General features: G+C 54.4%; 26 protein-coding genes. 10 read left to right on the top strand and 16 right to left on the bottom strand.

All coding sequences use genetic code 11. The features are described 5' to 3' along the window. Positions 1 to 113 precede the first annotated feature (113 nt). From AB9F26_RS03215 to AB9F26_RS03170, 10 genes are all read left to right on the top strand, one after another. Positions 114 to 902 carry a transporter substrate-binding domain-containing protein gene (locus AB9F26_RS03215; RefSeq protein WP_369767257.1) on the top strand — a complete coding sequence of 263 codons (789 nt, stop codon included), beginning with the start codon at positions 114 to 116 and terminating at the stop codon, positions 900 to 902. A gap of 69 nt (positions 903 to 971) precedes the next feature. Further along, the gene (locus AB9F26_RS03210) at positions 972 to 1,763 is read left to right on the top strand and encodes a creatininase family protein (RefSeq protein ID WP_369767256.1); all 792 of its coding nucleotides are present in this window, start codon (positions 972 to 974) and stop codon (positions 1,761 to 1,763) included. Between the two features lie 17 nt (positions 1,764 to 1,780). Continuing rightward, positions 1,781 to 2,428 (top strand): amino acid ABC transporter permease, encoded by a 648-nt coding sequence (locus AB9F26_RS03205; protein ID WP_039003874.1) that lies wholly within the window; start codon positions 1,781 to 1,783, stop codon positions 2,426 to 2,428. A 30-nt stretch (positions 2,429 to 2,458) separates the two neighbouring features. Continuing rightward, entirely contained in the window at positions 2,459 to 3,115 is a 657-nt protein-coding gene (locus tag AB9F26_RS03200; RefSeq protein ID WP_039003875.1) for an amino acid ABC transporter permease, read from the top strand. A 14-nt stretch (positions 3,116 to 3,129) separates the two neighbouring features. After that, the gene (locus AB9F26_RS03195) at positions 3,130 to 3,891 is read left to right on the top strand and encodes an amino acid ABC transporter ATP-binding protein (protein ID WP_335583644.1); all 762 of its coding nucleotides are present in this window, start codon (positions 3,130 to 3,132) and stop codon (positions 3,889 to 3,891) included. A 13-nt stretch (positions 3,892 to 3,904) separates the two neighbouring features. Beyond that, complete coding sequence (locus AB9F26_RS03190) at positions 3,905 to 5,245, top strand: aspartate aminotransferase family protein (RefSeq protein WP_335583645.1); 1,341 nt, start codon at positions 3,905 to 3,907, stop codon at positions 5,243 to 5,245. A 12-nt stretch (positions 5,246 to 5,257) separates the two neighbouring features. Next, complete coding sequence (locus tag AB9F26_RS03185) at positions 5,258 to 6,184, top strand: 3-keto-5-aminohexanoate cleavage protein (RefSeq protein WP_335583646.1); 927 nt, start codon at positions 5,258 to 5,260, stop codon at positions 6,182 to 6,184. A gap of 71 nt (positions 6,185 to 6,255) precedes the next feature. Next, positions 6,256 to 7,278 (top strand): histone deacetylase family protein, encoded by a 1,023-nt coding sequence (locus AB9F26_RS03180; RefSeq protein ID WP_335583647.1) that lies wholly within the window; start codon positions 6,256 to 6,258, stop codon positions 7,276 to 7,278. Further along, positions 7,275 to 8,378, top strand: a complete 1,104-nt coding sequence (locus AB9F26_RS03175; protein WP_369767254.1) for an NAD(P)/FAD-dependent oxidoreductase — start codon at positions 7,275 to 7,277, stop codon at positions 8,376 to 8,378. Before AB9F26_RS03180 ends, AB9F26_RS03175 begins: the two co-directional genes overlap by 4 nt. Before the next feature lie 13 nt (positions 8,379 to 8,391). Beyond that, on the top strand, positions 8,392 to 8,742 hold the full coding sequence (locus AB9F26_RS03170) for a RidA family protein (protein ID WP_335583649.1): 351 nt from the start codon (positions 8,392 to 8,394) through the stop codon (positions 8,740 to 8,742). Positions 8,743 to 8,798: 56 nt separating this feature from the next. Here the strand turns inward: AB9F26_RS03170 and AB9F26_RS03165 are convergent, their stop codons facing one another. The 16 genes from AB9F26_RS03165 to AB9F26_RS03090 form a co-directional block, all read right to left on the bottom strand. Further along, positions 8,799 to 9,731: a CehA/McbA family metallohydrolase gene (locus AB9F26_RS03165; RefSeq protein WP_369767253.1), complete on the bottom strand. Its 933-nt coding sequence runs from the start codon at positions 9,729 to 9,731 to the stop codon at positions 8,799 to 8,801. Between the two features lie 89 nt (positions 9,732 to 9,820). Beyond that, entirely contained in the window at positions 9,821 to 10,414 is a 594-nt protein-coding gene (locus AB9F26_RS03160) for a M15 family metallopeptidase (protein WP_335583651.1), read from the bottom strand. A 40-nt stretch (positions 10,415 to 10,454) separates the two neighbouring features. Then, on the bottom strand, positions 10,455 to 11,231 hold the full coding sequence (locus AB9F26_RS03155) for an amino acid ABC transporter ATP-binding protein (RefSeq protein ID WP_335583652.1): 777 nt from the start codon (positions 11,229 to 11,231) through the stop codon (positions 10,455 to 10,457). 22 nt (positions 11,232 to 11,253) lie between these two features. After that, positions 11,254 to 12,582: an amino acid ABC transporter permease gene (locus AB9F26_RS03150; protein ID WP_369767252.1), complete on the bottom strand. Its 1,329-nt coding sequence runs from the start codon at positions 12,580 to 12,582 to the stop codon at positions 11,254 to 11,256. Between the two features lies 1 nt (position 12,583). After that, positions 12,584 to 13,801, bottom strand: coding sequence for an amino acid ABC transporter permease (locus tag AB9F26_RS03145; RefSeq protein WP_369767251.1), 1,218 nt, complete (start codon positions 13,799 to 13,801; stop codon positions 12,584 to 12,586). A gap of 99 nt (positions 13,802 to 13,900) precedes the next feature. Then, on the bottom strand, positions 13,901 to 14,941 hold the full coding sequence (locus tag AB9F26_RS03140; protein ID WP_039003887.1) for an amino acid ABC transporter substrate-binding protein: 1,041 nt from the start codon (positions 14,939 to 14,941) through the stop codon (positions 13,901 to 13,903). A 197-nt stretch (positions 14,942 to 15,138) separates the two neighbouring features. Further along, on the bottom strand, positions 15,139 to 16,059 hold the full coding sequence (locus AB9F26_RS03135; protein ID WP_369767250.1) for a LysR family transcriptional regulator: 921 nt from the start codon (positions 16,057 to 16,059) through the stop codon (positions 15,139 to 15,141). Positions 16,060 to 16,167: 108 nt separating this feature from the next. Further along, positions 16,168 to 17,580: a threonine synthase gene (gene thrC / locus AB9F26_RS03130; protein ID WP_369767249.1), complete on the bottom strand. Its 1,413-nt coding sequence runs from the start codon at positions 17,578 to 17,580 to the stop codon at positions 16,168 to 16,170. Between the two features lie 23 nt (positions 17,581 to 17,603). Beyond that, complete coding sequence (tdh, locus tag AB9F26_RS03125) at positions 17,604 to 18,647, bottom strand: L-threonine 3-dehydrogenase (RefSeq protein WP_369767248.1); 1,044 nt, start codon at positions 18,645 to 18,647, stop codon at positions 17,604 to 17,606. Then, positions 18,644 to 19,846 (bottom strand): glycine C-acetyltransferase, encoded by a 1,203-nt coding sequence (locus AB9F26_RS03120; protein WP_369767247.1) that lies wholly within the window; start codon positions 19,844 to 19,846, stop codon positions 18,644 to 18,646. The genes tdh and AB9F26_RS03120 overlap by 4 nt, the downstream gene beginning before the upstream one ends. Before the next feature lie 85 nt (positions 19,847 to 19,931). Next, on the bottom strand, positions 19,932 to 20,498 hold the full coding sequence (locus AB9F26_RS03115; RefSeq protein ID WP_369767246.1) for a helix-turn-helix domain-containing protein: 567 nt from the start codon (positions 20,496 to 20,498) through the stop codon (positions 19,932 to 19,934). 320 nt (positions 20,499 to 20,818) lie between these two features. Continuing rightward, entirely contained in the window at positions 20,819 to 21,490 is a 672-nt protein-coding gene (locus AB9F26_RS03110; RefSeq protein ID WP_369755251.1) for an RraA family protein, read from the bottom strand. Positions 21,491 to 21,504: 14 nt separating this feature from the next. After that, complete coding sequence (locus AB9F26_RS03105) at positions 21,505 to 22,284, bottom strand: SDR family NAD(P)-dependent oxidoreductase (protein ID WP_369767245.1); 780 nt, start codon at positions 22,282 to 22,284, stop codon at positions 21,505 to 21,507. Position 22,285: 1 nt separating this feature from the next. Next, a complete protein-coding gene (locus tag AB9F26_RS03100; RefSeq protein WP_369767244.1) occupies positions 22,286 to 23,311 on the bottom strand; it encodes a zinc-binding alcohol dehydrogenase family protein in 1,026 nt (341 codons plus the stop codon). 73 nt (positions 23,312 to 23,384) lie between these two features. Continuing rightward, positions 23,385 to 24,296: a sugar ABC transporter substrate-binding protein gene (locus AB9F26_RS03095; protein ID WP_335583664.1), complete on the bottom strand. Its 912-nt coding sequence runs from the start codon at positions 24,294 to 24,296 to the stop codon at positions 23,385 to 23,387. A gap of 88 nt (positions 24,297 to 24,384) precedes the next feature. Next, the gene (locus tag AB9F26_RS03090; RefSeq protein ID WP_335583665.1) at positions 24,385 to 25,377 is read right to left on the bottom strand and encodes an ABC transporter permease; all 993 of its coding nucleotides are present in this window, start codon (positions 25,375 to 25,377) and stop codon (positions 24,385 to 24,387) included.

The raw sequence follows: 25,377 nt of genomic DNA, 5'->3' as shown, positions 1-25,377 counted from the left end.
TTATCTATTTGCTCTATGCGACGGTACGGCGCAACCTGTGTTTCATAACGCCTTTCAACTGCGGCCCCTCGGGCACAGGAACAAGAGGCACAAAAACAACAGGGAGAACAGGAATGATGAATACACTGAACATTCTGCGCCGGAACGTCTTGATGGGATCAGTCGCACTGATGGGTCTAAGCTTTGCGCCGTTGGCAGCGAGCGCGGATGAACTTGCCGATATTCAAGAACGCGGTACGCTCAAGATTGCAATGAGCGGCCAGTATCCACCGTTCAACTTTGTAAACGAACAAAACGAAGTGGTTGGCTTTGACCCTGCAATCGGCACTGAAATCGCCAAGCGCATGGGGCTTGAAGTTGAGATCATTACAACCGCATGGGATGGCATCATTGGCGGCCTTCTTGCCAGCAAATACGACGCAGTCGTCGGCTCCATGTCGATCACCGAAGAGCGCGACAAAGTGATCGATTTTGTCGGTCCATATTACAGCACCAAACGGGCGATCTTTACCAAATCCGGTTCCGACATCACCAGTGTCGCAGATTTGGATGATGCGAAAGTCGGCGTAACGCTCGGCGAGACACATGAGCAATGGGCCCGCGATCAAGGCTACAACATCAACACTTACAAAGGCTTGCCAGAGTTGTTGCTTGAGTTGGACAATGGCCGTGTGGACGCCATCGTGAATGACTCTATTCCAGTTATGCTCGCTATGAAGGCCGGTCAGTATGATCTGGCAACCATCGACGATCCAGACGCCGAGCCAATTGGCGCGGGTATCGCGATCCGTGAAGGCAACCCAGACCTCGCCGCCGCTATGCAAAAAGCGCTGGACGAGATGATGGCAGATGGCACTTACCTCGCGATTGCCGAAGAATGGGTCGGCGGCGACATCCGCTAAACCCAAGACACCAACCAGCCTGCCGGTCAATTCCGGCAGGCCCCTTTCCCTGCTTCGAGGACTGCTTTCGTGACAACGACATACGGCCATTTGACGTGGGAAGACGTGCGCGATGCTGACAAGGATCGCGTGGTCATCCTCAATGTATCAGCGACTGAGGATCACGGCCCCCACATGCCGCTTGATACCGATACGGTGCTTGGTATGGCCGTGGCCGAAGGTGTCGCCAAAGCCGCGCCGGATGAGGTTTTCGTCATGCCGCCCGTGGCTTACGGCTTCAACGAACATCACAAAGATTTCCCAGGTGTCATCTGGATTCAGCCCGAAACCCTGATCGCCTTCGTTTGCGACATCACCAAATCGCTCGCCCATCACGGGTTTCGCCGTATCCTCCTGCTGAATTCCCACGGTTCCAACCATTCGGTTCTGGACCTTGCCGCGCGCAAAACGGTGATCGAAACGGGGATTATCTGTGTCTCGGCTTCCTACTGGAACCTGATGTCGGCGCGGATCAACGAGGTGCGCAAGTCCGAAATTGGCGGAATTGCCCACGCTGGTGAATTTGAGGCCGCGATGTACATGCACCTACATCCCGAGCGCGTGCATATCGAGAAATCTGTGCCGCAAAACCTGCACAACCCCGACAGTAAATTCTTCAACCTTGATCTTGCCGGAAGTGGCGGCGGGGCGATGCTGATGCGGTGGTGGTCCGAAGTGTCGCCGGACGGCACCATGGGCGACCCGACCGTCGCCGACCCCGAGACGGGCAAGCGTTTTCTGGACGCGGCGATTGAGGAAACCACAGCCTTAATCCGCGAAATCCGCGCGTTGCCCATTCTGCAACGTCAAGACCATCACTGAGTTGAAAGGCTAAAGATTTGGACATCGACCTCATCCTGCGTGTCTACCCGTTCTTCCTCGAAGCGGCGCTGGTCACGATAGAACTTTCAATCCTGACAGCCCTTCTGGGCCTCACTTGCGGAGCTTTTGGCGCGGCTGCGCGCCTGTCGCGACTGGCTGTTCTACGCTGGATCGCGGCCGCCTATGTCAGCGTTTTTCGCGGCACCCCTGCCCTCATCCAAATTTTCATCCTCTATTTTGGTGGCCCCCAGATCGGCATTCAGCTGGACTCGTTTGCTGCCGGCACCATCGCGCTGGGGGTCAACATCGGCGCCTATATGACCGAAACTATCCGTGGCGCCATCGTATCCGTCGACAAGGGCCAGACCGAGGCCGCCCGCACCTTGGGCATGAGCCGCAGCGAAACGATGCGCAAGATCATCCTTCCACAGGCCGCGCGGATGATGATCCGCCCACTGGGTGTGAACATCAACGCGCTCATCAAAGGCACCGCGCTGGTAGCCCCAATTTCGGTGATCGAGCTGACCTATACCGCGCAACGCTTCATCGGCTCCACCTACAAACCCTTCGAGATGTTCTTCCTTTCTGGCCTTCTTTATATGGTGATTATCTATGTGGTCGGTCAGGGCATCAACTGGCTCGACCGTCGGGCGCAGATCGTATGAGTAGCGTAAACACAATAACAGGAGGCCGTCATGGGGCTTGATTTTTCAGTCGTACCCAGCTATTTCGGCTTGCTCCTAATGGGGGCTGGTTGGACCGTCGCGATCACCATTTGCGCGGGCATCCTCAGCTTTGTCGGCGGCATCGTTTTTGCCGTGATCGCCCTCTACAGCCATTGGACCCTGCGCCTGCCCGTCCGCGCCTTTGTGTGGCTCTTTATGGGTACACCGCTTTTGCTGCAACTGTTCTTGATCTATTTCGGCCTGATCCAAGTCGGCATCGACCTGCCCGCTTTCTTGGCTGGGGTCATCGGGTTGGGGCTGCACTTTGCCGTCTATAATTCCGAATTGATACAGGTTTCGATCCTCGCGGTGGACAAGGGCCAATATGAAGGCGCGCGCACCCTTGGCCTGTCGCGCGGCCAGACCCTGCGCCGCGTCGTGATTCCGCAAGCGGTACACGCCGTCATCCCACCGATGGGCAACAACATGATCGCGCTTCTGAAGGACTCGGCACTGGTATCAGTGATCGGCGTTATGGAACTCACGCTTGCGGCCCAACAGGCCATCAGCCGCACCTACCGCCCGTTCGAATTCTACCTCGCAGCGGCTTTTTGCTACTACATTATTAACCTCGCGTTAGAGGCGGGATTGCGCCGCCTTGAACGCCGCATCGCCGCTTCGCGCTGAGACAGGAGAGTCCGATGACCAAACAAGCCTTCGTCACCATTAAAAACGCGGCCAAAAGCTACGGCAAACTTGAGGTGCTCAAGGATATCAACCTCACGGTTGAGCGCGGCCAGATCGTCGCCATTATCGGTCCTTCGGGGTCTGGGAAATCCACGTTGCTGCGCGCGATCAACGAACTTGATCCGCTCTCGTCGGGCGAAGTCTGGCTTGAGGATGTGCAAATCAACAAGAAGCTGCCCCATCGCCAATATGAGGCCCACGTCAATCAAGTACGCCAGAATATCGGCATGGTTTTCCAACACTTCAACCTGTTCCCGCATCTTACTGTGCGAGGCAACATCACGCTCGCTCCGCGCATGCTCAAAGGGTTGTCGGAGGATGCAGCCAACAAACTCGCCGAGGAACAATTGGCCAAGGTTGGCTTGCTGGAAAAGATAGACGAATACCCCTCACGGCTTTCTGGCGGGCAAAAACAACGCGTGGCGATTGCGCGGGCTTTGGCGATGCAACCCAAGGTGATGCTGTTTGACGAGGCGACTTCGGCGCTTGACCCTGAACTGGTCGAAGAGGTCAATCTGGTGATGAAGCAACTGGCCGAAGAGCACATGACCATGATCATCGTGACCCATGAAATGGATTTCGCGGCCTCGGTTTGTGATCGCGTGTTGTTTATGGACCAAGGGGTGGTGGTCGAAGAAGGCCCTCCCTCGGTGATCTTTAAAAACCCCGAACATGAGCGCACCCGCAATTTTCTCCGCAAACACCTTAGTCGTTGAAGGCAGGCCCCACATGAGCAATCTGTTCTATCAGACCAAAGCGCCCCGCCCCACGCTCGCCCGCGCCGAAGGCATCTATATGTGGGACACCTCCGGCAAGCGTTATATCGATGGCTCATCGGGTGCGATGGTCAGCAACATTGGGCATTCAAACCCTGCGGTTCTGGCGGCGATGCGGGCGCAAATGGACAAATCCACCTTCGGCTACAGACTGCATTTCCAAACCGACGCCAGCGAAGCATTGGCAGACAAGGTTGCGAGTCTGACCCCCAAAGGGCTGGACCGCGTTTTCTTTGTTTCGGGTGGCTCGGAGGCCGTAGAAAGCACGCTGAAACTGGCGCGCCAATATGCGCTCACTCAAGGGCAGGCGCAGCGCACAAAGGTTATTTCGCGCTATCCGAGCTATCATGGCTCCACACTTGGGGCGCTCGCGATTACGGGCTATGCGCCAATGACCGCGCCATTTGATCCGATGATGCATGCGATGCCGAAAATCCCCGCGCCCCGCGCCTATCTTGACGGGCTCGATCCTACGGATACGGCAACTGGGCTGCATTATGCCAATATGTTGGAGGCCAAAATCCTTGAGGAAGGCCCCGCGACAATTCTTGCCTTTATCGTCGAACCCATCGGCGGCGCGTCAACCGGCGCCTTGGTGCCGCCTGCAGGTTATATGCAACGCATCCGCCAGATTTGTGACCAATACGGCGTCTTGCTCATCCACGACGAAGTGATGACGGGCGGCGGGCGCACGGGGAGCTTTTTTGGCGCGGATCACTGGGACGTAACGCCCGATATCATTGCCCTCTCCAAAGGATTTGGCGCGGGATACGTGCCCCTTGGCGCGATGATCGCGCGCAATGACATCGTTGAGGCGGTGATGAATGGCGGCGGTTTCATCCACGGCTATACCTACGCCGGAAACCCTTTGGCCTGCGCCGCAGGACTGGCCGTTTTGAACGAAATCGAACTGCACAGCTTGACCGAGAATGCGGCACAAATGGGCGACGCACTTAAAACCCGCCTTGAGGCGATGATGCAACGCTATCCCGTCATTGGCGATGTGCGCGGAAAAGGGTTGCTGCTGGCGTTTGAACTGATGGCAGATCGCGCCACCAAAGAGCCCCTGCCCGCCGCATTTAATGCCCACAGCCGACTGGTAGATATCGCCTATGACAACGGATTGATCATCTATTCCCGCCGCACCCGTGGCGGTATTGCGGGCGATCATTTCCTTGTCTGCCCCCCAATGATCGTGACCGAACCGCAACTCGATGAAATTACCGATATACTGGATCAATCGATGCAACAGTTGATGGCAGAGATGCCCAATTCAGTCGATCCAACGTCATAAAGGAAAGTCCAAATGTCAAAAATCATTATCACCTGTGCCATCACGGGCTCCATCCACACGCCTTCCATGTCACCCTATCTACCGATCACCGCTGATGAAATCACCGAACATTCTATGGAAGCGGCCGAGGCAGGGGCTGCGATTTTGCACCTTCATGCCCGCGACCCAGAAGACGGGCGCCCGTCGGCACTGCCTGCACACTTCCGCCCTTTTCTGACCCGCCTCAAGCAAAACTGCGACGCGGTTTTGAACATCACGACAGGTGGCAATGCGAATATGACGCTGGATGAACGCCTCGCAGCCCCCCTTGATGCAGAACCAGAGATGTGTTCGCTCAACATGGGCTCGATGAATTTCGCGTTGTATCCCGCCGCCGCGCGGATCACCGACTGGAAGTTTGCTTGGGAAAAGCCCTTTTTGGAAGACTCCGACGATCTGGTGTTCAAAAATACGCCGCGTGACATTGCCCACGTCCTAACGGTAATGGGCCAAGAACGCGGCGCGCAGTTTGAGTTTGAATGCTATGACGTCAGCCATTTGTATATGTTGCGCCACTTTGTGGATCGCGGCTTAGTAAAAACGCCAATGTTCATCCAGTTTGTGTTCGGCGTTTTGGGCGGAATTGGTGCTGACCCCGAAAACCTGATCCATATGAAACGGATTGCCGACAAGCTGTTTGGCGACACCTATACGTTTTCAGTGCTCGCCGCTGGTCGCCACCAGATGCCGCTGATTACCATGTCTGCGGCGATGGGTGGGCATGTGCGCGTTGGCCTAGAGGACAGTCTAATGATTTCGCGCGGCAAATTGGCCAAAACCAACGCCGACCAGGTTGCCAAAATCCGGCGCATTGTTGAAGACCTTGGGCGCGAGGTCGCGACCCCAACCGAGGCGCGCGCCATGTTGGGCCTCAAGGGCAGCGACCAAACAGCGATTTAGGTTTTTCTGACCCACCAGAACAACAACAATAATTTTGGACGACTTCGGGCAAACGCCCAGAAAGGCGAGACATGAAAGCCATCTTTGACGAGCGCCAATGGAAACATGATCCAAAGCATTTCCTGCTCAACGGCAAGCTATCGCCCAACCCCGAACAACCTGAGCGGATCAAAGTTCTGCACGCAGGCGCCCAAGCCGCAGGCTGCGATTTCGAGGCCCCAAAGGACGCAGGCCTCGGCCCGATTGCGGCAATTCATTCGCCCGAATACCTGAGTTTCTTGCAAACTATCTACGACCGCTGGCAGAAGATTGACGGCGCAGGCGACGAGGTGATCCCCAAAATCCACCCCGCCAACCGCTCCGACAGCTATCCTGAGTCCGCCGAAGGTCAGTCCGGATTCCATCAGGTTGACGGCTCCTGCCCCATTGCTTCGGGAACGTGGGAGGCCGCTTATTGGTCTGCCCAATCCGCAGTGACGGGCGCCGATGCGATGCTGGGCGGTGCCCGCGCGACCTATGTGCTTTCGCGCCCCCCCGGTCACCATGCCTTTGGCGATCTCGCGGGCGGATTTTGCTTCCTCAACAACTCGGCTATCGCGGCGGAACGCTTGCGCCTTGGGGGTATGCGGCCCGCGATTTTGGATATCGATGTGCATCACGGCAATGGCACACAGGGTATTTTCTATGAGCGCAACGATGTTTTGACCGTATCAACCCACGCTGATCCCGCGCGATTTTACCCCTTCTTCTGGGGCCATGCCCACGAACGCGGCGCAGGAGTGGGTTTGGGCTACAACCTCAATATTCCCCTTGCGCGCGGCACCAATGATGACGAATTCCTAGCGGCGTTGGAAACTGCGCTGACCCGCGTGCGCGCCTTTGGGGCAGATGTGGTGGTTATCGCCCTTGGGCTGGACACCTATATTGGTGATCCCTTCAAGGGGTTCGCCGTGACGACGCCCGGATTTGCACGCATCGGCGCGGCGCTAGCGGAATTAAATCTCCCGACGCTTTTTGTTCAAGAGGGCGGCTACCTGTGCGACGAGTTGGGGCACAACCTAACGAGCATATTGAATGGATTTCAAAACAAATGACCCAGCCTGATATCATCGTCATCGGTGGCGGCATTGCCGGAGCCAGTGCGGCGGCAATGTTGGCCAAAGACGCGCGTGTTGTGTTGATTGAGGCCGAGCCACAGCTTGGCTATCATTCCACGGGGCGCTCTGCGGCGATCTTCATTCGCAACTATGGCAACGCGGTTTTGCGCGCGTTGAATGCCGCCTCCGCCCCTGTTCTGGAAACGCCGAGCGAGATGTGGGACACCTCCTTATTATCCCCACGCGGCCAAATGCTTATCGCGCAAGAGAGCGAAACCGCAGTGCTGGAGGCCTACTCCGAGGGAGCGACGGGCCTTGAACGTTTGACCGCCGCCGAGGCCGTCGCCCTTGTGCCGATCCTCAGGCCAGAGCGGATCGCAGCTGCGGTTATCGAGTGGGACGCACAGGATATTGACGTGGATCGCATGCTTCAAGGCTATGCGCGCCTGTTGCGCAACCGCGGCGGCGAAACCGTGACGGGCGCCCCCGTAACAGGCATCACCCGCAGCAAGGGCGGTTGGCAGGTGACGACCCAAAACGGCACTTGGTCTGCACCCATCGTTGTAAACGCCGCAGGCGCATGGGCAGATATCGTCGCGCGCATGGCGGGATTGGCCCCAATTGGGTTGATGCCAATGCGCCGCTCTGCGGTCTTGTTAAAAGCGCCCGACGGGCACAAAATCGACAACTGGCCCCTGTTCGCATCGGCATCCGAAAGCTGGTATGCTAAACCCGACGCGGGGTGTTTGTTTGTTTCACCAGCCGATGAAGACCCCGTAGAACCACACGACGCGTGGCCCGATGACATGGTGCTTGCCGAAGGTTTGGACCGATTTGAGCAGGCCGTCACCATTCCCATCACACGCCCTACTCATAGCTGGGCGGGCTTGCGCAACTTCGTGGCCGACCGAACCCCCGTTGTCGGCTTTGATCCCACAGCGGAGGGCTTTTTCTGGCTCGCGGGGCAAGGCGGATACGGCGTTCAAACGGCCCCCGCACTTGCTACAATTTGCGCCGCACAATGCCTAGAACTTCGGTCGCCAATGGACGATAACATCCTCGACGCCCTCTCCCCGGACCGATTCCGGACAACATAAAGGAACTATTAGAATGAGCACGATTACACGCCACCATGGCGGCCCAAGAATGAGCCAAATCGTTACCCATAACGGCACAGTTTATTTGGCTGGTCAGGTCGGAAAACCAACAGACGATGTCGCCCAACAGACAAAATCCTGTCTCGAGCAAATCGACACGCTTTTGGCTGAAGCGGGTTCCGATAAAACGCGCATGCTTCAGGTTGTCATCTGGTTGGCAGACATGTCCGATTTCGCCGCGATGAATGCGGTTTGGGATACTTGGGTGCCAGAAGGGCATACACCTGCCCGCGCCACTGGCGAAGCGAAGCTGGCTACGCCAGACCATTTGGTCGAATTCATCGTCACGGCCGCACAAAACTAAGAGCACACCCGAAGGCAATGGCGTCTCACGTGGAGGAGACGCCGTTGCCCCTAAAGTCAGGCACCCCCATCGAGCCAAATCGGATTAGACCAAGCACGCTTTCCGTTTTCATCGATAACCGTGACGCGAACCCATGGTGAATCTTTCAGGCGGCTCAATGACAGGGTTTCGCCAGTCATTTCATGACCATGCAGGGTTGCCGTTGACGTGCCTTTTCCTTGAATCACGATCGTCGCTGCCGCAGAGCAATCGACGTCAACACCACCTTCAATGAAGCGTATATCGTGAATTTCGGGCCCCGTGCTTGAATAATATGCGCCCGCCTTTAGAGATGTCAAAAGCGCTTCGGGCGTATTTTCCTCCGCCTTGACCATGACCCAGCCCCCAAAATGATCCGGTGTGTTGAAATGGGCATCATCAGCGGCAATCAGATTAAGGCGACGTCCTTGGTTCAAAAGATGTTCTAAAATCAAGAACCCCTCGCCGCGATCATTATCAACAACGCAGCCGTAATTGTAAGCTTCGACGGCATGGGCCGCCGTGATCGAGCGCGCATCGGCCTCTGACATTCCCGACCAATGCGGATGTGCAATGGCCACGAATGCGCCAGCGTCACGGGCACGTTGCGCAATGCTTGCCGCGGATTCCGACCCAGCCACCGATTGAAAGTGTGGTGCATGTGGCGGGGTAAAATCAGCGGGAAGACCGATACTCAAAAGGTGCCACAGGTTGCCGTTTTCCATCGTACCGGTGTGCATCTCTGCCCCAATAAGAGTCGTGAAGTCGGCGTTACGACACTCTGTGGTGTCCGTGATCGGATAGTCAAACAGTCCAACGAAATGGTCCGTCAAGGCGATGAAATCATAACCTTGCGCCTGATATCTTCGGCAGACCTCCTGAGGAGAAAGAATGCCGTCTGATCCGGTGGAATGGGTGTGTAAGTTCCCGCGAAGGAACCGACCGGGCGTTGTGAAAAAGCTAGTTTGCATGATTTTGGCTTTCAAAGTCTATTTGTGGTCAACGCGGATGGGAAAGGACTATCCCCCTTCAAGCGGAGGATTGAACCAAAAAATATCCGTTATTCTATCGGTGCGAAAAAGGCCTCTGTGCGGTTGGTTACTTCCGCCCATAACCGGTCGCCATAGGAGAAATGCCACCACTCATCAGGATAATTCACCATTCCCGTGGCCTCCATCGCCGCAACAAGTATATCGCGGTTTTTACGGAGTTTAGACGAAACCGGCCAGTTGGTCGGAGCCACCCCCGAGAGCCCCTTCATGGCACCGCCGAATTCCAATTCTGTGCGATCCGCGCGCGCCAGTTTTACATCAACGGCCGCCCCTGCTTGATGCCCGCTGCCAAAACCATCCGGTGGAGAAACCCAACGTGCAGCCTCGGTATAGACCTGTGCATCGCTCCAGTCGGGGTTGTTTTGGGTAATGTTGGCAAGAATTGGCTTCCACAATTCCCACTGTCGGGTGCGGGTGCGGAAGGCGTCAAACACCATGAGGCACAGCCCGTCCGGCAAGGCTTCGGCGCAAGCGACGACCTTATCGCGCACAGCGCGTCTTATGCGCCAATCATCCGTTTCCAATGGATTTAGGAACAAGCGGTCCGTCTCGACAAATGTCACCAAATCAACGGGGTTTTCGCATTCAGTTACTGTGATCATATTGTTAGATCCTTTGGTCCGCATCTCAGGCGTAAAATGGCTACAAAATCTGGCTCAGAAATTGCTGTGTGCGTTCATGTTCGGGATTTTCAAAAAACGCCTCGGGGTTGTTGCGTTCGACAATGTCGCCTGCGTCCATGAAAATCACTTCGTCCGCGATTGTCCGTGCAAAGCCCATTTCATGCGTGACCACGATCATCGTCATGCCTGTATCGGCAAGGTCGACCATCACATCGAGCACCTCTTTGATCATTTCCGGATCCAACGCCGAGGTCGGTTCGTCAAACAGCATAATCTTTGGATTCATGCACAGGCTGCGGGCAATCGCGACCCGTTGCTGTTGTCCACCGGACAGTTGGCCGGGGTATTTATCTGCCTGTTCGGGAATTTTAACCCGCTCCAAATAAGTCATCGCAGTTTTGATCGCATCAGATTTGCTCATTTTGCGAGTCCAGATCGGCCCAAGGGTTAGGTTTTCCAGAATGCTCATATGCGGAAACAGGTTGAAGTTCTGGAACACCATGCCGACCTCTGTGCGGATATGTTCAAGGTTTTTCAAGTTCTTACCTAGTTTGATCCCATCAACAATGATGTCGCCCTCTTGGTGCTCTTCGAGCGCATTGATGCAACGAATTAGGGTCGATTTACCGGACCCCGAGGGGCCACAAACGACAATCCGCTCGCCCTTATGCACGGTTAAATCGATATCCTTGAGAACATGGAACGCGCCGTACCATTTATTCATCTTTGCGATTTCGATGATGACTTCGGTCGAGGCGGCAGATTCAAGGTGCGCCTGAGAAAGTTTGTTTGTCATGGGGAATTCCTTAGCTCGCGGATCAATGCTGGTCACCGGCGGAGAGTTTCGTTTCCAGATGGCGGCTATATTTTGACATCGAGAAGCACAGAACGAAGAACAACATCGCCCCAAAAATCAGGGGTTCTTTGTGAAGGCCCAGCCACGGTATGTCCTTGCTGATGGAGCGCAACATCCCAAGGATGTCGAACAATCCGATGATCGACACCAGCGTGGTGTCTTTTAACAAACTGATAAAGGTTCCAACGATATTGGGGATCATATACTTGAGCGCTTGGGGCATGATGACCAGCCCAGTTGTGCGCCAATAGCCAAGCCCGATGGTATGGGCCGCCTCGTATTGGCCGCTCGGGATCGCCTGAAGCCCAGCGCGCACGGTTTCGGCCATATAACAGGCGTTAAACAGAACAACCGCGATGATGACCTGCACCAGTTTATTCAGAACAAAACCCTCTGGCATGAACAGTGGGAACATCGTTGTGGCCATAAACAACACGGTAATCAGCGGCACAGAGCGAAAGACTTCGATGAAACCCGTGCAAAGGACACGGACCACCGTAAGTTTGCTGCGACGCCCCAGCGCGAGGAGTATCCCTCCGGGCAAGGACGAGGCGATCCCGATGCCCGCAATCACCATGGTTAGGAATAGCCCACCCCATTGGGTCCAACTGACCGTTTCAGCCGTCCATTGCATTTGCCATATAAACACCGCGACAAAGACAAGGAGGAAAATGGAAAGCAATAAATTGCGCTGGGTACGGTCTGGCGCTTTGGCCTTTCCGAGAATTTGCAACAGAAACTCTTTTAGGGAGGCGCGTGTCGTTATCCCTATGAGCATGTTTGAAGTATTCGCGATCAGCGCAACGATAGCGCCACTCACCATGAGCTGGGTCAACAGGCCTTTTTCGCCGCCCGCAAACAAGTAGCCCGCTAGGAAAGGGTAAAACACAACCACTCCGGCGCCGATCAAGACTTTGCCTTTGACACGGCTCATCCACAACGGGGCCATCCACAGGACAAGCAAAACTGCTCCGAGATTGATCCGCCAAATCTGTTCCCGCGGGTAGCGACCGTAAAAGATGTTGTCGAACCAGTCGATAACTCCGGCCCAGCAAGCGCCTGTAAGGCTATTTTCAAAGCACTCGCGCCGACTGTCTGCGATAAATGTCGCGTCCGTCACGCCCCACGTCCAGAGGCCCGTGACCGTGATGTAAACAAGGTAGGCCGTGACCACAGTCAGAATCGCATTGAACCAAGAACTGAACAGGTTTTTGTGCATCCAGCCGATTATTGAGCGTTCGGCAAGAGGGGCGGCTCTGTCTGGCGTTTTTGTTGGGGTAATTATAGCCATATCAACGTTCCACCAGCTGTACACGTTTGTTGTAGATGTTCAGAAGACCGGAAATCGACAGGCTGATGACCATATAGAACGCCATCGTCATCCCGACCAATTCCACGGCATGGCCAATCTGGTTCAGCGTGGTCTGCATAAAGAGGGAAACGATATCGGCATAGCCAATGGCGATGGCCAACGACGAATTTTTCACCGTGGTCATCCATTGCGAAATCATGGGCGGTACAATTGCAGGCATTGCTTGTGGGATGACAACCATGGCCATAACCCGACCAGGTTTTAGGCCAATCGAAAGGGCCGCTTCCTTCTGCCCCTTACTCACTGACAAGATACCGGCCCTTACGGCCTCGGCTATTTGCGCCGCGTGATAAATGCTCAGCGACACAATCAACGCGAGAAAGGCGGGAGGCAAGCTGGTTCCGCCCGCAAAATTGAAGCCCTGAAGCGTTGGCATATCCCAGCTAAGTGGTCTGCCCGTAAGGATAAAAACGGCACTCGGCAGCAAAACCAACAATCCAAGCGAAGGAATAAGCGTTTTGGTTTGCTTGCCGCTGCTCTCCTGCAATTTGTGCGCACGACGTCGCAATATATATACGCCCGCAAGCGCGACGCCGAGTGCAACAAGGGTCATCCAGAACAGCCCGCCCATAATAGGCGTCGCCATATAAAGCCCACGATTGTTCAGGAGCAGCATCTTGGCACCCAATGAAAGGTCAATCGTCATCTTGACTGCGGGCAAAACAGCAAACACGCCAATATACCAAAATACGATTTGGATCAGCAGCGGCGTGTTACGGAAGATTTCAACGAATGACAGGGCGACCTTTGACACCAGCCAGTTGTTTGACAGCCGCAAAACGCCCACCAAAAACCCCAAAGCTGTACTGAAAATGATTGCCATAAAGGATACGAGCAAGGTATTGAGCGCCCCGATCACAAAGATCCGACCGTAAGTGCCCTTGCCGGGCGTATAATCTATCAGTTTGAAATCAATATCAAAACCGGCCGACGTGTTCAAAAAACCAAAGCCCGTGCTCATGCCGCGCGCTTGAAGGTTTTGGGAGGTGTTCGTGACCAGATACCACATCAACAAGCCAAACAACCCAGCGGTAATAAGTTGGTAGAATACCGAACGAACGCGTGCGTCGTGGAAAAAGTCGAAGGTCTCTTTCGGCTTAGCGCGCTTTAAACCCGTCTTTGGTGCGGCGTTATTCATGTGTGTCCCCGTTGCGGTATCTGCAATCGTTTTTGGTAGAAGTGGGTATGGAAGAAGGAGGGGACGCCGATGAAATCCACCGGCGTCCCCCTCTATTTATTAGCGCATGGGGGGCGAATACATTAACCCGCCATCCGTCCAAAGCGCGTTCAGCGTACCGGCACGGTCGATCCCGATGCCCAGCTCGCCGCCGCCCATGTAGGCCTCATAAAGTTCGCCGTAATTGCCGACCTGTTTGATGATGTTGTAAGCCCAATCAGGTTCTAGTCCCAACCCTTCGTTCAGGTTGCCTTCGGCTCCCAGCATGCGAAGAACATTTGGGTCTGTCGACGTGGCCAGCATCTCATCGACGTTAGCTTGGGTAATGCCCAATTCTTCGGCGTTGATCAGCGCGAAAACGCTCCAGCGCACGATATCGGCCCATTGGTTGTCGCCATGACGTACCGCAGGCGCAAGCGGTTCTTTTGACAGGGTCTCAGGCAGGATCATGTGATCGGAAGGCACCGGAAAGGACGCGATATTTCCGGCCATCGAGGATTTGTCGCCCGTCACCGCATCACAGCCACCATTCAGATAGGTATCGTCGCGAACGTTGAAGTCTTCAAAGGTAACATTTGAAATGCCAAGATCGTTGGTGCGGCTGAAGTCCGTTAAATTCAACTCGTTAGTGGTACCGGTGGTCACGCAAACCTTGGCGCCTTTCAGCTCCAGCGCACTGGTAATGCCGCTATCGCGACGAACGGTAAAGCCCTGTCCATCATAGAAGTTGGGCGGCAGAAAATCGATGCCCAACTGGGTGTCACGGGACAGCGTCCATGTGGCGGTACGCGACAACATATCGCTTTCGCCATTTGCCAATGCAGTAAACCGCGCTTGGCTCGACACCGACTGGATTTCCACTTTTGTGGCATCGCCGAATACGGCGGCAGCGACGGCTTTGCACATCGCGACGTCAAGCCCGTACCAAACGCCTTCACTGTCGAGATTGTAATATCCGGCCGACGGCGGCCCAACCTGGCAACGCAGATTTCCGCGTTCTTTGACAATTTCCAAAGTGCTCTCAGCCGAGGCAACAGAAGCGCCCATTACGGCAACTGTGCTTAGAGCTGCAAGCGTCACAATTTGAGATTTTCGTTTCATTCCGTATTCTCCGAGTTGGTTGCGTTTTGTTGGACTGTATTGGCGTTACGGCAAAGCCGTCCAATGCCGATGTCAGCGCGCCTCATGCAGGAAACGCATCGGCCTTTGATGCAATGCACAATTGGTATGAAAACGACGAAACCCGAGATGCCGCGAGACGCGCGCATTCCGCAAAACCTTGAGAAGACCCATCGAATTTAGGTAACAGAGCCTACCTGCTTCTCAAGTAAGGCCCGCCAGAACGCGGCGACTTTCGGTTCGTTGAAATCCTTGCAACGATAGATGTTGATGTCGACAATAATGTCGTCGGCAATACCTGCGGCGCGCACAAGACGCCCATTGGCCAAGTCATCTACGACCATAAAGCTGGGTATCCAAGCGACACCATAGCCCTCGACGGCCATGGCTTTTACGCTTGTCGCGATGCAGGCTTCATAGACCGTCGTGAACGTTAAATCGCCATAGTGTTTCTCAAGATGTCCCGCGACTGGCCAAAGGGAGAGCGACGACGCGGTATGAAGATAGGGGACCGGATTTGTTGGCCTGTCTGGCAGCCACCAAAGCGGCGCGCCAGTGGCATCAGGGGCGACGACTGGCACCAAGGCCTCCTGCCCCAACGTGAGCGAGGTAAACTTTTTCGGGTCGCTGTAAAACCCTGCGTTTGGGTTCTCATAGGAGATAAACAGGTCCACAACGTTTTCTTCAAGCCCCACAAGATATTGCGGAATCGTTTCAAAATCGGTGCGCACAACAAACTGATCGGTGTCAATAAACGGCTGAAGGTCTTTTAGCCACGCGGGCATGAAATACTGGGCCAGTGTGCTGAGCGTCGAAAACCGGATTTTCTGTTTCTCAAGCGATACTTTGGCCAAAATGTCTTCGCGCGAGTGATAGGCGGCGCTGACGATTGTCTGAGCGACAACAACGAAAGTTGCCCCAGCATCCGTTAGACATGCAGGCTGGCTTTTTCGGTCAACCAAGCAGGTTCCAACCCACGCCTCAAGCGCCTGAATTCTGCGGCTGAATGCTGGTTGCGAGACATTACGTTGCTCGGCTGCGATGCGAAAGTTGCCACTGGCCGCAAGTGCCAACAGATCTTCCAGCCATTTAATTTCCAAGAAATTACCTTCTTTCTGCTGGATGCTCTGCTTAACTTATAGCGTTCCCTCAAACGGACCTTAGCGCGTTTTGTACGACAAGAACATGACACACTGGCAATGCGAATTTCAATCGGTGTTGCGACCAGACCCAATGCGCGACTTGTCGATGATGAAGGCCTCAACTGCGGCAAGATCATTCTCGATCAGACTTAGGATTTCCGGATTCTGCGCTCTTTGCGTGGCCCAATCGGGCACGCTTACCGACTGCCCCGTTGCCTTATACACTGTATCAGGGAATTTGGCGGGATGCGCGGTCGCAAGGGTGACCATTGGCGTGGTCTGATCAACAGCTTGCTCTGCAACGCGCATTGCCACCGCCGTGTGCGGGTCCGCAAGGTATCCTGAGCGATTGTAAACCTCGCCCATCATTTCTAGGGTTTGGGCCTGACTGGCGGAACCTGCACTAAAAAGCTCCGTCACAAAGCGATGCGCGCTTTCAGGGAGCGCATAATCCCCGTTGTCTTTCAAATCCGACATGAGATTTTTAACAACACTCGGGTCTCGCCCAACAGCGTCAAACAAAAGGCGCTCAAAATTTGATGAAATCTGAATATCCATCGACGGCGTGATGGTAACTTCAACCTCGGCGAGTGTGTAGGAACCGCTCGCCAGCGTGCGGCTAAGGATATCGTTTTCGTTGGTCGCAATCACTAGCCGATCAATACCCAACCCCATTTGTTTTGCCACATACCCCGCAAAGATATCGCCAAAATTTCCGGTCGGAACGGTGAAGGATACATCGCGATCTGGCGCACCTAAGGCAGCGGCGGCCGTGAAATAATACACCGTCTGGGCCATGACCCGCCCCCAGTTGATCGAATTCACAGCAGACAATTGCACCGCATCCCGAAACCCGTGGTCCGCAAACATGGCTTTGACCATGCTTTGGCAGTCATCAAACGATCCGTCGATTGCGATTGCATGGGCGTTTGCAGCGCCAATGGTCGTCATTTGCCGACGCTGAACATCCGAAACCTTGCCACTCGGGAACATAAAGAATGTGTCGATCCCTTCGCAGTCTTTGAAGGCCTCAAGCGCGGCGCCACCTGTGTCGCCAGAGGTTGCGCCAACAATGGTAAGACGCCGTCCTTGCTCGGTCAAAATGTGGTCCATCAGCTTGGCCAGAATTTGCATCGCAACATCTTTAAAGGCGAGGGTCGGACCATGGAATAACTCCAGCACCCAGCTATCCGCACCGGTTTGCACCAAAGGAACCACCGCAGGATGATGAAACGTAGCATAGGCTTCATCGATCATTTTGCGCAGAAGTGCGTCTTTGATCTCCCCGTCGACAAAGGCACTGATGATGTGGAATGCAACGTCCGTATACGGCATGCCACGAAACGACCGTATTTTCTCGGCACTGAACTTCGGCCAGTGTTGGGGAACATAAAGACCACCGTCCTCGGCAAGCCCCACGAGCAAGGCCTCTTTAAACGTCAGTATTGGTGCGCTTCCGCGCGTGCTGATATAGTCCATATCCCTACCCTTTTCGGAAAATGTTAGGAGGCGGTCCAGTCGAGGACTACTTTTCCACTTGAACCTGCCTTCATGGTTTCAAAGCCGGCTCTAAACTCATCAACAGGAAAGCGATGCGTGATGACGCGGCTCACATCAAGCCCGCTTTGCAGCATCGCAATCATCTTGTGCCACGTCTCAAATATCTCACGGCCATAGACGCCCTTAATCGTGATTGCTTTGAACACGATGCGAGACCAATCGAAGGGCGCTTTGCTAGATGGAATGCCCAAAAGCGCGATGCGCCCGCCCATGACCATGGCGTCCACCATTTGGTCCAACGCGGCCTGACTTCCAGACATTTCCATCCCAACATCAAAGCCTTGGCGCATTTTTAGTCGCGCGATGACGTCCTTCAGGTCCTCAGTTGCCGCGTTCACCGGCACCACATCCGCGACCTTCTCAGCCAAGGCGAGGCGATCCGTATTTATGTCGGTAATAACGATATTGCGCGCGCCCGCATGACGGGCCACCGCTGCGGCCATGATGCCAATGGGGCCCGCGCCAGTTATCAAAACGTCTTCGCCCGACAAATCAAAAGACAGCGCCGTGTGCACTGCATTGCCTAACGGGTCGAGAATGGCACCGATATCATCGCTGATATCATCAGGAAGGGGCACAACATTGAAGGCGGGCAACCGCAGGAATTCAGCAAACGCGCCTTGCACATTCACGCCAATGCCGCGGGTACTCGGATCAAGGTGGAATTTGCCCGCCCGCGATTGGCGGCTGTTTTTACCTATCAGATGCCCCTCGCCAGAGCATCTTTGCCCAAGCTCAAGGTCCGAGACATTCTTGCCCAGTTCCACGATCTCACCGGCAAATTCATGCCCTGTAATCATGGGGACTGGCACAGTTTTTTGGGCCCATTCATCCCAATTCCAAATATGAATATCTGTACCGCAAATTCCGGTCTTTTTAATCCGGATCAGAACGTCGTCTGGGCCAATTTCAGGCACGGCGTGGCGTTCCATCCACAAGCCTTGTTCCGGCTTCGCCTTCACCAAGGCTTTCATGAGATTCGTCATGCCAATACTCCTGTCGCGCGCCCTGCCTTCTTAAAGGCCTCCAGCGCAAAATCGAGGTCGTCACGCGTTAAAGCACTGCTCATCTGTGTGCGAATGCGCGCCTGCCCTTTGGGCACGACCGGAAAAAAGAAACCAGCGACATAGACACCGTTATCGTTCAGGTGCGCCGCCATATCTTGGGCAAGCTGGGCCTCACCGAGCATCACAGGAATGATCGGGTGTGTGCCCGGAAGGAGCTCAAATCCAAGCGATGTGAGGCCTGCGCGCCAGTAATCGGCGTTTTCAAACAACTTGGCCCTGAGGTCAACCCCCTCCTCGACGATCCGCAAGGCTTCGATCCCCGCAGCAACAATCGCAGGCGGCAGCGAGTTGGAGAATAGGTAGGGGCGTGCCCGTTGCCGCAAAAGGTCAACGACCTGCTGTGGTCCCGCAATGTAACCGCCCAGTGCGCCGCCAAGCGCCTTACCAAGCGTACCGGTGAGGATGTCCACATCGACGCCGAAATGCGATGGCGTCCCAGCCCCGTCAGGCCCCATGAAGCCAGTCGAATGGCAATCATCCACCATCACCAGCGCGCCATAACGCTCAGCAAGCGTCACAATCTCGGGAAGCTTGGCAAGATAGCCATCCATGGAAAACACACCATCCGTCGCGATCATGATAAACCGAGCGCCGTCGCTTTGCGCTTGTTTAAGCTGGGTCTCTAAATCCGCCATATCGGAATTAGCGTAGCGGTAGCGTTTTGCTTTGCAGAGGCGCACCCCGTCGATGATCGAAGCATGGTTCAGGCTGTCGGATATGATCGCGTCATCGGCGGTAAGAAGAGGTTCAAACAAGCCGCCATTCGCGTCAAAACAAGCCGCGAAAAGGATGGCGTCTTCCTTGCCAAGAAACTTTGCGAGCTTCTGTTCAAGTTCACGGTGAATGTCCTGCGTGCCACAAATAAAGCGCACCGAGGCCATGCCATAGCCGTGACTATCCATCGCCGCTTTGGCTGCGGATATCAGTCGGGCATCGTCGGCTAATCCCAGATAGTTGTTGGCGCATAGGTTCACCATGCGGGTCGGGCCTTTTTCGGAATGCCCTACAGTGATGGTGCCGCTCTGGGGAGAGAGGATTTCGCGCTCGCGCTTCATCAAGCCTTCTGCTTGAATGCTTTCCAGAGTTGTGGTGATGTGGTCTAAGAATTGGCTCGTCATGTGCGCGTCTCCCTTATAGCGGATCAATATCCATTATAAGGGATGAGTTGTCAATATACCGGATTATCGAACAACACTCCAAAACTTAGGCGTTTTTTACCACCAATATTGCCCGAGACTTTTCGGGCGCGCGAATGGCGTGTTCCTTATCCGCCACGTAGCGAATTGTATCCCCTGCTGTCACGTTTTCGCTTTGATCATCCGTCGTCACTTCCAAGCATCCCTCAAGCACGGTTAGGGATTCCACACAGCCCGCTTTGTGGGGGGAGCTATCTAGACTCGCGCCCTTTTCGAAATGAATATCATATACTTCGGTGTCGCCAACATCTTCTGGCGCACTCAAAATTCGGATCAAGCAGCGCGCGGTTTTGTTGTGAATAACGGGCGTACTTTCGCCCCGCACCACATCAAGGATGGGACCGATTGTGCTACTTTTCTCATCGAGCAGTTCCGCGAAATCAACGTTCAAAGCACGCGTGAGGTTCCAAAGGCTCGCAACCGTCGGGCTGGATTCACCGCGTTCGATTTGGGACAGCATAGATCGGGATACACCAGAAAGTTTGGCCAATGCATCCAGACTCAATCCCTTCTCCTTGCGCTCATCTTTGAGACGACTCGCCAAACGGAGTGTAATTTCGTGATTTGACGACATTTTCAGAATGCCTCTCGCAATAAAGGTTTTAGACAACTCATTCGCGTGGATTACTCGCCATATTAATGCATTCTTGGGGCGAGCGAAACCTGAAGCAAGCCTCGTGTCTACTGCCCCACCCTTAAATTGTCATCCTGCCTTTACCCGTTAACCAAAGAATTGCGCCATTTTAAGCGCGTGGCTTCTGTGGGATTGACCCCACTCTGGATAAAAATGGCCGAGGAGAAAATTTCTTTAAATGATGCGCCAAGCAAAAACGCCAAGTGCTGGCAAGGCGCATTCAGGTTTCGGTCCGCCAACCATCCATGTGAGTTATTCGCTCACATCACGCCAAAAGTCTCGAAGGCTTCACTGGTCGACATGCCCTGTCGAATGGCCTTTGCCACTTCATTTTCGGTAGAGACTTTTTCCAATGCGGCGGCGATGGCCTCATCTTCAACTTGCGCAGGAATAATGATGACCCCTTCATCATCCGCAACGATCAGATCACCGGAATGGACAAGAACGCCCTCGATGGAAATCGGAACACGATAGTCGACGACTTTCCCGCGCACACCTTGATCCTGAGCGTAGGAACCACGCGAGAATACCGAAAATTCCAGATTTTTAATTTCATCACAATCTCTGATGAAGCCATTCAAAATCGCGCCCGCGGCCTTAAGATAAGTTGCACGTGTCGACATTAATCCGCCCCAAAGCGCGTAGTCAAAGGAAGCGCCCGTTGCAATGTAAATTTCGCCCTCTTTGAGATCATCCAAAGCTTCGAACAAAAGGCCAAAAGGTCGGTCGGATAATGGTCCACGGCCTGAGCCTGCTGGATAGTCGGCCTCCAGCACAGTCATCGCGCGTCCAATGAGTTTTTTACCCGGAACGAGGGGTTTGATCGGCTGTGGCAGGAATTGATTTCTATAGCCCAGAACATCCAAAACGTCGCCGATAACCGCGGTGAACAACCGATCTTCAATTTCTTTAAACTTTTTAAAATCACTCATTTCAAACTCCAAAACTAAAAACCTGTCGCGCCGCCGCCATCCACTAGGATAACTTGGCCCGTAACATATTTGGCGGCCGCCGAGGCAAGAAAGGCACATGACCAACCGATATCTTCAGGATCGCCAAGCTTGCCCATTGGGATACGGCTCAGGATCTTGGTTTGGCGGGCGGCATCGCCACTGGTCGCCGCCCTGTAAAGCTCTGTGTCGATCCATCCGGGAGCGACCCCGTTCACGCGAATTCCACGGCCCGCAAATTCAGCGGATAATGCCCGAACGACGCCATTAATCGCGGTTTTTGAAATCGTATAGCCCGACACCATCGGCTGGCCGATATAGGCCGTCATGGAGGAGGTAAACAGGATTGACCCCTCCCGCCCCTCCGCCAACATTTGCTTGATAATGGCGCGGGTAAGTTCTAGCGCGCCGCGCACATGGACGTCGAACACGCTGTCAAAATCCTCCAGAGAGGACTCCTCAAACGGCTTTTTTACCGTATTTCCCGCATTATTCACCAAAATATCGACGGGGCCAAAGCGGGTTGCGAGAGTTTGTGCGAAGGCAGCAATCGTGTCAGTTTTCTCCAAGTCCAGAGGCAGGGAGCAGCATCCGTGCCCTATGTCTTTGCAAGCGGATTCAAGAACCTCCGCGCGGCGTCCAGCGATAATGACCTTTGCGCCAGCCTGTGCGAGGCAGGTGGCGATCGCCTTACCAAGCCCCGTGCCGCCGCCCGTGACCAACGCAGTTCGTCCTTTGAGGCTATAAATTCTCTCGAGCGAACTGGTGCCGGTCATTTTAGCCCTCTGCCAGATTAATCATTACTTTGAAGGTCTTGTTGCGATTGGCTTCCCAGTACTCAAAAGCCAGATCGGCCTCTGCCCATGCGAATACGCGCGAAATCAAACTTGAGGCCAGTTCCTCTTGACCAGAGATAAAGGCGATAACAGCGTCAAAATCCGTGCGCGTGGCGTTGCGGGAGCCAAGGATGTCGAGCTCTTTGAGGTTGAACAAGGATGTGTTGTAGCTGACTTCTGATTTGGCATAGCCGACATAGACAACGCGCCCAGAGAAACAGACCAAATCAATCGCCGCGCGGAAAGTTTCGGGAAGCCCCACGGCCTCGACCACGACATCCGCTCCGTTGCCATTTGTTAGCGTGGCTAGGGCTTTTTCCAGATCTTCTTTCGTGGGGTTGATCACGTGATCGACGCCGAGCTTAAGAAGGGGTGCATGTTTTTCTTCGCTCACTTCAACAGCAATAACCCGTGCGCCGCGCGCCTTTGCGCCGAGCATTGCGCCAACGCCTATCATTCCACCGCCCAACACAACGACAGTATCCTTGGCGCTTACTCGACCACGGGCCACGGCATGAAAGCCAACAGACAGCGGCTCAACCAGTGCGAGATGTGCAGGTATCAATTGGTCATTTCGGATCAAACGGTCGTGGTGGACCACAATGCTGGTCGACATCCCGCCGTCTTTTTGAACCCCAAGTGTTTCGTTATATTTGCACGCGTTTTCGCGGCCATTCAGGCAGGAAGAGCATTTACCACAGGTCGAATACGGAATGACAATGACCGATGCGCCGTTGGAAAATTCGACGGGAACCTCACTGCCTGCGGAGCGAATAACACCGCCAATTTCGTGACCCGGGATTCTGGGTAATTTTGACAGAGGGTTGGTGCCACGAAATGTGTTCAAATCGCTCCCACACAGCCCCACATGCTTAACATCAATCAGCACTTCATCCGCTTTGGGTTGGGGCGCGTCGATTTCACGAAACCCGGCCTGTCCAATTTTTTCGATTACCAAAGCTCTCATGACGTGACCTAATTCCCAATGACTTAAAATGGAGTGGGCGCCCAAAATCCTTCTGGGCGCCCGATTTTCAGAGTTATTTAAATTCTGCAACGTTGTCGGACGTGATCAAAATTCCGTCGATTGGCGTAAACGCTGGAACTTCTTCGCCTTTGATCAGACCAATAACATTGGCAACAGCTTCAGCGCCCATCCGGACGTTGTCTTGCTTGATAGTAGCGCTTTGCTCGTTGGCTTCGATGGAGGCCAAGTTGGCAGGGTTGCCGTCAAATCCAACGATGACCAGATCGTCCAATTTTCCAAGCTCGTTTGCTGCGGAAACCGCGGCAAGTGCGCCTGGGTCCCATGCGCCGAAAATCGCACGGATATCTGGGTTGGATTGCAAGAAGTTGATTGTGGTTTCATACGCACAAGCGTCCTGCCAATCGCAGATTTGGAAGATAACTTCGTGGCCCGCAGCTTCGGCAGCCGTAAGAACACCGTCGCGACGTGCGTTACCAGTTTGGTGCCCCGCTGAACCGCCAAGGATCAAAACAGACCCTTCACCAATATTGTTAACGATATATTCACCGGCAATTCCAGCCGCTGCCAAGTTGTCCGTTTGAACGAGGCTCTTAACGTGCTCATGCTCAATTCCGGTATCAACAGCAACGACGGGAATGCCTTTTTTCGCAGCCATATCAAGGGATGCATCAAAGGCGCGGTTATCAACTGCACCAATAATGATACCGTCGACGCCCATATTGATAGCGCGATCTACGGCGTCTTTTTGAGCTGCGGCATCGGGGGAAGAGGCTGTCATGTCGATCAGCTCAACGCCCATTTCTTTTGCTGTCGCCGCTGCGGAATTCGCAACTCCGATCCAGAAGGTATTGTCCGTAGAATAGCCCGTATAGGCAATTTTAAGATCGGCAGCGATGGCCGCACTGGACATTGCCGCCGTCAGTGTTGCGGCAGTTACGAGGCCTTTTAGGGTTGTTCGTTTCATAGTTGTCCTCCGTTGGATTGAATGCCCATATCGGGCGAGATTGTGTCCAAAACCTCCTCAGCTTTGGATGCAAATTCTTGATGCCGAATTATCGCGTCTGGCGTCTCCAGACGTCCCAGTAAACGGCGAGAATGATGATGGCGCCGATGGCGATCCGCTGAACAGATGTCCCAACGCCCATGTAAGCGAGGCCCACAATGATGGTCTGCATGATCAGCATCCCGATGATGGTCTTGCCAACACCGCCGCGTCCACCAAACAGGCTGGTGCCGCCAATAACCACCGCCGCGATTGCGAATAGCTCGTAGCTTTGACCGCGGGCTGGCATCGCAAAATTGAGTTTGGACACTTCCAAGATCGCTGCGGTTGCCGCCATCAAGCCACCGATCATGTAGTAATAAATACGGCTTTTGGCGACATTCACACCAGACAGGCGGGCGACCTCTTCGTTGCCACCAATTGCAAAAGCGTGGTTTCCAAGGCGGGTTTTGGTTAGGAAAAGGCCCGTCAGAAGAGCAGCCCCAAACATGATGAACATGGGCACCGCATAGCCAGAGCCAAGCAGTTGAAACTGATCGGGGAAGCGCGACAAATCGCGTCCGCTGGCTAGAATTTCCGCAACGCCTTTATAGGCGGTAAGGCCTCCGAGTGTCACAATGAACGCGGGAACACGGGTGACGACTTGCAGGATGCCATTCAACGCCCCAAGGGCAACACCCGTCAAAAGGCCTAGGCCGACGGCAACGATGACTGGCAGGTTGTATTCCGCAAGTAGAATGCCAACAACGACGCCCACAACGGCAAAAATCGAACCAACAGACAGGTCAAGCCCGCCCGAGATCAACACAACCGTCGTGCCACACGCCAAGATCGCAAGGATTGAGGCTTGTCCGAAAATTGAGAGTAAGGTGTCGACGCTCCTAAACGGAGGCGAGAGGATAAAGAACACCATATAAATGAGCGCTAGAGCTGCAAGCACTTGCCAAATCTGCATGAATTGGTGCTTGAAGGCATCCCAATTTCCCGAATTTGCTGTTGGGGTCGTTATGGATGTTGAACTGTTTTCATTGGTCGTTGTCAT

This window comes from Falsihalocynthiibacter sp. BN13B15, from assembly GCF_041205415.1.
GTDB lineage: Bacteria > Pseudomonadota > Alphaproteobacteria > Rhodobacterales > Rhodobacteraceae > Falsihalocynthiibacter > Falsihalocynthiibacter arcticus.
Note: the sequence above shows the minus strand (reverse complement) of the source record. Positions and strands in the feature narration are given on the sequence as shown.

Bases quoted from the DNA above. Each gene is read 5' to 3' on its own strand.
- AB9F26_RS03215 (WP_369767257.1), top strand. From the start codon at position 114: ATGATGAATACACTGAACATTCTGCGCCGGAACGTCTTGATGGGATCA.
- AB9F26_RS03200 (WP_039003875.1), top strand. From the start codon at position 2,459: ATGGGGCTTGATTTTTCAGTCGTACCCAGCTATTTCGGCTTGCTCCTA.
- AB9F26_RS03195 (WP_335583644.1), top strand. From the start codon at position 3,130: ATGACCAAACAAGCCTTCGTCACCATTAAAAACGCGGCCAAAAGCTAC.
- AB9F26_RS03190 (WP_335583645.1), top strand. From the start codon at position 3,905: ATGAGCAATCTGTTCTATCAGACCAAAGCGCCCCGCCCCACGCTCGCC.
- AB9F26_RS03185 (WP_335583646.1), top strand. From the start codon at position 5,258: ATGTCAAAAATCATTATCACCTGTGCCATCACGGGCTCCATCCACACG.
- AB9F26_RS03180 (WP_335583647.1), top strand. From the start codon at position 6,256: ATGAAAGCCATCTTTGACGAGCGCCAATGGAAACATGATCCAAAGCAT.
- AB9F26_RS03175 (WP_369767254.1), top strand. From the start codon at position 7,275: ATGACCCAGCCTGATATCATCGTCATCGGTGGCGGCATTGCCGGAGCC.
- AB9F26_RS03170 (WP_335583649.1), top strand. From the start codon at position 8,392: ATGAGCACGATTACACGCCACCATGGCGGCCCAAGAATGAGCCAAATC.
- AB9F26_RS03165 (WP_369767253.1), bottom strand. From the start codon at position 9,731: ATGCAAACTAGCTTTTTCACAACGCCCGGTCGGTTCCTTCGCGGGAAC.
- AB9F26_RS03160 (WP_335583651.1), bottom strand. From the start codon at position 10,414: ATGATCACAGTAACTGAATGCGAAAACCCCGTTGATTTGGTGACATTT.
- AB9F26_RS03155 (WP_335583652.1), bottom strand. From the start codon at position 11,231: ATGACAAACAAACTTTCTCAGGCGCACCTTGAATCTGCCGCCTCGACC.
- AB9F26_RS03150 (WP_369767252.1), bottom strand. From the start codon at position 12,582: ATGGCTATAATTACCCCAACAAAAACGCCAGACAGAGCCGCCCCTCTT.
- AB9F26_RS03145 (WP_369767251.1), bottom strand. From the start codon at position 13,801: ATGAATAACGCCGCACCAAAGACGGGTTTAAAGCGCGCTAAGCCGAAA.
- AB9F26_RS03140 (WP_039003887.1), bottom strand. From the start codon at position 14,941: ATGAAACGAAAATCTCAAATTGTGACGCTTGCAGCTCTAAGCACAGTT.
- thrC (WP_369767249.1), bottom strand. From the start codon at position 17,580: ATGGACTATATCAGCACGCGCGGAAGCGCACCAATACTGACGTTTAAA.
- tdh (WP_369767248.1), bottom strand. From the start codon at position 18,647: ATGACGAATCTCATGAAAGCCTTGGTGAAGGCGAAGCCGGAACAAGGC.
- AB9F26_RS03120 (WP_369767247.1), bottom strand. From the start codon at position 19,846: ATGACGAGCCAATTCTTAGACCACATCACCACAACTCTGGAAAGCATT.
- AB9F26_RS03115 (WP_369767246.1), bottom strand. From the start codon at position 20,498: ATGTCGTCAAATCACGAAATTACACTCCGTTTGGCGAGTCGTCTCAAA.
- AB9F26_RS03110 (WP_369755251.1), bottom strand. From the start codon at position 21,490: ATGAGTGATTTTAAAAAGTTTAAAGAAATTGAAGATCGGTTGTTCACC.
- AB9F26_RS03105 (WP_369767245.1), bottom strand. From the start codon at position 22,284: ATGACCGGCACCAGTTCGCTCGAGAGAATTTATAGCCTCAAAGGACGA.
- AB9F26_RS03100 (WP_369767244.1), bottom strand. From the start codon at position 23,311: ATGAGAGCTTTGGTAATCGAAAAAATTGGACAGGCCGGGTTTCGTGAA.
- AB9F26_RS03095 (WP_335583664.1), bottom strand. From the start codon at position 24,296: ATGAAACGAACAACCCTAAAAGGCCTCGTAACTGCCGCAACACTGACG.
- AB9F26_RS03090 (WP_335583665.1), bottom strand. From the start codon at position 25,377: ATGACAACGACCAATGAAAACAGTTCAACATCCATAACGACCCCAACA.